The organism is Sporocytophaga myxococcoides (assembly GCF_000775915.1).
Lineage (GTDB): Bacteria > Bacteroidota > Bacteroidia > Cytophagales > Cytophagaceae > Sporocytophaga > Sporocytophaga myxococcoides_A.
On sequence record NZ_BBLT01000021.1, the window covers coordinates 1 to 4657 of the forward strand.

The window sequence follows — 4657 nt, forward strand, 5'->3', positions numbered from 1 at the left end:
AACCAGCTACGGGCCTTATCGATCGATACGGTACTCAAACGCGTCTATGGTGCCGAGCTGGAGGAGGGGAGCTATTCGCGCCACGCGTCACGAAAATACGTACTGCCAGACGGTCGGAAAATTGCCGTGTCGTCTGGTAAGGCCGGAGCAGATGTTTGGATAGAACAGGGAGGAGAGGGTAAGCGCGGCGCAATCAACTTGCTCATGCACCTTGATAGCCTGACCTACAAAGACGCCGTGCGCCTTCTGGCGGAGCACTTCGACAATTCAGCCATCGCGACAGAGCACGCCAGGGAGCTTGTAAAACGAGCTCCTGCAGACGTCCAGGAGATCACTAAAGCACCGGTGGCTGCGCCGGCGCCAGACCCAACAAAGTGGCCTCGAGTACGAAGGTGGCTTCATGAAGTTCGCGGCATGCCAACGAAGCTAATCGACAAGCTCCACAGCTTGGGGTTGGTCTATGCAGACAATAGGGCAAATGCGACCTTCAAAAGGACAGGCGGTGGAGCCTTCCAAAGGGGCACGGGAGATACAAAATTTCATCGCAGTATTGGGGGTGCAGAGTGCGGACCTTTCATCATCCCAGGGACAGGGAAAAAGGTCGTGCTTGTGGAGGCACCACTCGATGCAATTGCTGCTATAGCGATGCATCCTGATGTCATTGCTATAGCCTCAGGGGGGGACCAGTTGCCCCCATCAAAACTCGCGCCGTGGATTCCCGAAGGAGCCGAGGTATTAGCAGGATATGACGCCGACCGGCGCGGTGACCAGGTAGCCGCACAAGCAGCCGAGCAGTTCCACGCAAAGCGGTTGAAGCCCAGCCGTAAGGATTGGTCAGAAACCGTCAAAAACGAAGCCTGGCGCGTTAATCAGGTATGGGATGAACCGGAGACACCTCTAACCGGAAAAAACGCTCCAAGGCCCGTTTTAAGGCCAAATTAGCAGGTTTCTGAAAGGTTTCAGGGTATGGAAGATCGAAGCCCTGAACTCCTCCAAGTCAAAATCCTTAACGATGTACCCAGACGCGCCTAACATCTCAGCCCTAGTCCGGTCAGACAGTACGCTTGAGTTGGAGACAATGACTACTGGAAGCTCTACAAATCGTGGGTTGCTTCGAACTATTTTCAGGAACTCAAAACCATTAATTTTCTGAAGCTTTAGGTCGAGCAAGACAAGACCTATCTCAGGGTCATCAGCAAGTCGAATAAGACCCTCAGCACCGTCAAACTCATCTACAACAGGATTCTCAATGCCACAGGTTCTTAGAGCATGGAGCGTGAGTTGGGCGTCGTTCACTGAGTCTTCAATCAGCAGTATCTTCTTCGTCATTACAGCATGATACCAGTTGACATATTGTTCAGTTTTTTTTGAGTAAATTGAGCATAGATTTTCGTGAAGAGAGCACAGCATTTTTTGGCTGCATCATCCTCTTTACACGCTCTGCTAAGGCGTATGACTCTCGTTCGATAAGTTGTCGATCCTTGACCTGAACAGGAGCAGGAGCCTTGCTGCGTCCCCCCATGCTGCGACTTTCGGACGTTAGAGAGTCGGCCATTACTTGTAGTTCACCTAGGCATTTCACGGCATCAGTCATCGCCAGCTCGATGATGAAAGTCATCTGTACGAGCAACAAGCGGATGTCATACGGAAGTGCTGCAAGACCTATGGACATCATCCAGGACGACGCCCCAGGCGACCCAAATAGTTCAAGAACAAGATCCCAATCGTCTAGATCGTCAGTCCATGATGAACTTCGACGGGGTGGCATAGGCCTATGAGCTCGAGCAGCTAGTCGCATTTTGTAAAGGGCCATCAACTGCGTCTGATGCCATCCCATCAGACTCTGTACACACCGTAAATGCAGCACGTACTCACTATCGACAGTGCTGCGATCTGGATACATCGCGTCGACCTTCTTAAGGCTTGCATCGAGCACCCGCCATAAGGCTGCTTCGATCGCCATCATCATTTTTTCTGTCATCCCTAGCTCCTGGTTACATCGTCTAACCAAGCTACCAGAGCACCATCCCCTCCAAGTCCCGAAAGTGGCCTAGAACAGCAAGTTTTTGCTCTAAACAAGCCTTTAACGCCCCCTTAGCTCTTCAAGAGCATCTACGATTGTTGGGGATCCCCCTCCTTTCCTACCGGCATCTAGCAATGCGTAAGCATTGCGTAACCTTGTAGTATTCCCGCGCCTTGGCGCGGCTGGAGTTAAGGATTCAGTAGGGGCCAAGGCCCCTACTGAAGATGTAAGAAGAGAAACCTCCAAGAACCGCATGGTTAAGCCATGTACGGTCGCAGATTACGGGAACTCAGTTCTCAATTTACGAGAACTGAGTTCTCAGATAGACAAGCATTTTTGAGAACTGATAAAATTGTCTCAGAAAACAGCAAAAAATTGAAAGTTGGGTGCTCAGTGAGGCAAAGCCTACTGAGAATTCAGTTATTATTTTTTGAGAACCCAAATATCAGGATGACCCCCATGGCTGAGACAGGCATACAAACCGATTTGAACCTCCGAGCAATTAGCACCACCGTCAAGAGCAGGAAAAAAGACGTAACGGTCTACGAGAGGAACCCTTTTTGGCAGGTCAGTACAGAGGTCAAAATCGGGACCAAACGCGTGACCATGGCGGCTGGCTGCATTGTCAAAGAAGACACAGGAGAAAGCATCCACATGGCGGGTGTCCACCGGATTGAAGAAGTCGATGAGTCGCAGTTCGTGAAGCTTTTCACCAAGAACGCCTCACTCTTCTTTGACCTGAATAGACCTGCTCAAAAGCTCATCCACTTCATCCTTTTGGTCTACCAGGATCAACCAGGTAAAGAGGGTATTTGGTGGACTTGGAAGGATTGCGAAGACTGGATTAAGAAGAACGGGGTGAAGGGTCTAAGCCGAGCGAGCTACCACCGGGCCATGGCTGAACTGCTTCAGAAAAAGATGATTGCCGAATCTGACCGAACCAATTTTTACTGGATCAACCCCCATGTTTTTTTCAATGGAGACAGGATGGTATTCATCCAGGAATATCGCAAGGAACGGCGGAAGGCTACCCGAAAAATAGACGAACTGGAGACTGTCCAGGTCGAAGAACAGCGCGAATTAACCCTCAACTAATGTGGAGAAAATCGTGCAAGAAAATACGAACGACGAGCAGTACACCTGGGACATTTATGGATGGGAAGACGGTGGATGGTGCGAGCTAGGCTCAACCTTTGATGAGGAGGAGGAAGCGCGTCACGTCCTAGAGAAATGGAAGGATCAGGCCCAGGAGGACGAGGACCCCCCATTCCGGTATTTCGCCCTGATGAGGAGCGACGACCAAGTCTTTCCTCCTGACCCGACTTTATAAGGTACTAAGCCAGTAGGAAAAGAAACTGGTTACGTAACTTAGGGGCAATCTGCCCCCTTTTTTTGTACATTGGTTACGTAACTAAAATTTCATAAAATGATTTTAGTTACGTAACTTTGTTACTAACTTTTTTTGATATGGTTACATAATTAAATAAATAATCTAAGCATTTAGTTATGTAACTAGTTAATTCATTAGTTACGGAATAAATTAGTATATAATTATAATATTAGTTACATAACTCATAACGTTAAGGAGAAATAACCATGGCACAAACTAACGCCGAAAAACAGGAAATTTACAGGACGCGTCAGCGTCAAACCATGGCTGACCAAGCTGCGGTTATCGTTGCCCAACAGAAGACCATCTCAGACCTACAGGCCCAGCTGAATAAAGCGACGACCCAGGTACAAAAGCTCACTGAGGAAAAGCACGCCTTGGAGATCAAATTTCTAAAGCTCCAGGCAAAAAAGGCCTGAGAAGTGGCTTACCCTTCTTTCCTACGGGTAAGGAGGGTCTAAAATTGATTTTGTGCACTCACTACACAATCTGCTGCGCAGATTGTCGTGAGCCCTACTGATCCTAGCTCCGCCAGGGTAGGGAAAATCTAAAACCGGAGGCCGCATGGACAAAACGCCAAGAGTCGTTTTCCGCATCGCCAAGCTCAAGACTTGGGGGGAGATTGCGGCTGCCGGTAGCCACAATCTACGTGCGCGGCCCACACCAAATGCCGCCCCCGGCGGCAAGTTCATCCAGGTCGTCGCCCTGGACGAACCGGCGCACCTCGCGGTGCAGAAAAAAATCGGCGATCAGAAGATCCGAAGCAACGCAGTTTTGGCTGTCGAGGCGATTATTTCCGCATCCCCGGAATACTTCCGGCCCGACGATCCGAGCCGTGCAGGACATTGGCAAAAGGATCGTCTGGACGCATGGCGCGTGGCTGTCGAGCCGTGGATTGCAGAGAATTTTCCGCATGCAGTGAGCGTCGTTTTACACCTTGATGAGGCAACTCCGCATTATCAAATCCTGGACGTGGCACTTGGGGAAAACGGCAAGCTGAACTGCAGAGGGAAGTACGGTGGAAATTTGGACGAGTGGCAAACGCGAGCAGCTGCACCTGTCGCACATCTAGGTATCGAGCGGGGCATCGAGGGCAGCACAGCCAAGCATGAGCGCGTTAAGGCGTACTACGGCGCAGTGAACGCACAGCCACCCGAAGTCCCGGCCGTTAAGACGCCGAAGCCAGTACCCCTCCCGGCCCGCACCATGGCAGAGACAATTCCCTTTGGCCAGGCACATACCGA

At 50.5% G+C, this 4657-nt stretch carries 7 protein-coding genes; 5 read left to right on the forward strand and 2 right to left on the reverse strand.

Annotated elements, in window-relative coordinates:
* A partial coding sequence (locus MYP_RS24435; RefSeq protein ID WP_045469974.1) for a toprim domain-containing protein occupies positions 1-942 on the forward strand: 942 nt, incomplete at its 5' end.
* Here the strand turns inward: MYP_RS24435 and MYP_RS24440 are convergent.
* Both MYP_RS24440 and MYP_RS24445 read right to left on the reverse strand, forming a co-directional pair.
* Complete coding sequence (locus MYP_RS24440) at positions 928-1329, reverse strand: response regulator (RefSeq protein ID WP_045469977.1); 402 nt, start codon at positions 1327-1329, stop codon at positions 928-930. The two genes, MYP_RS24435 and MYP_RS24440, sit on opposite strands and share 15 nt — an antisense overlap.
* A gap of 28 nt (positions 1330-1357) precedes the next feature.
* Positions 1358-1981 (reverse strand): hypothetical protein, encoded by a 624-nt coding sequence (locus MYP_RS24445; protein ID WP_045469980.1) that lies wholly within the window; start codon positions 1979-1981, stop codon positions 1358-1360.
* Positions 1982-2482: 501 nt separating this feature from the next.
* Here MYP_RS24445 and MYP_RS24450 point away from each other — a divergent pair.
* From MYP_RS24450 to MYP_RS24465, 4 genes are all read left to right on the forward strand, one after another.
* Positions 2483-3118: a hypothetical protein gene (locus MYP_RS24450; protein WP_156140827.1), complete on the forward strand. Its 636-nt coding sequence runs from the start codon at positions 2483-2485 to the stop codon at positions 3116-3118.
* Between the two features lies 1 nt (position 3119).
* Entirely contained in the window at positions 3120-3353 is a 234-nt protein-coding gene (locus tag MYP_RS24455; RefSeq protein WP_045469986.1) for a hypothetical protein, read from the forward strand.
* Positions 3354-3619: 266 nt separating this feature from the next.
* The gene (locus tag MYP_RS24460) at positions 3620-3832 is read left to right on the forward strand and encodes a hypothetical protein (RefSeq protein WP_045469990.1); all 213 of its coding nucleotides are present in this window, start codon (positions 3620-3622) and stop codon (positions 3830-3832) included.
* A 145-nt stretch (positions 3833-3977) separates the two neighbouring features.
* A partial coding sequence (locus tag MYP_RS24465; RefSeq protein ID WP_045469993.1) for a plasmid recombination protein occupies positions 3978-4657 on the forward strand: 680 nt, incomplete at its 3' end.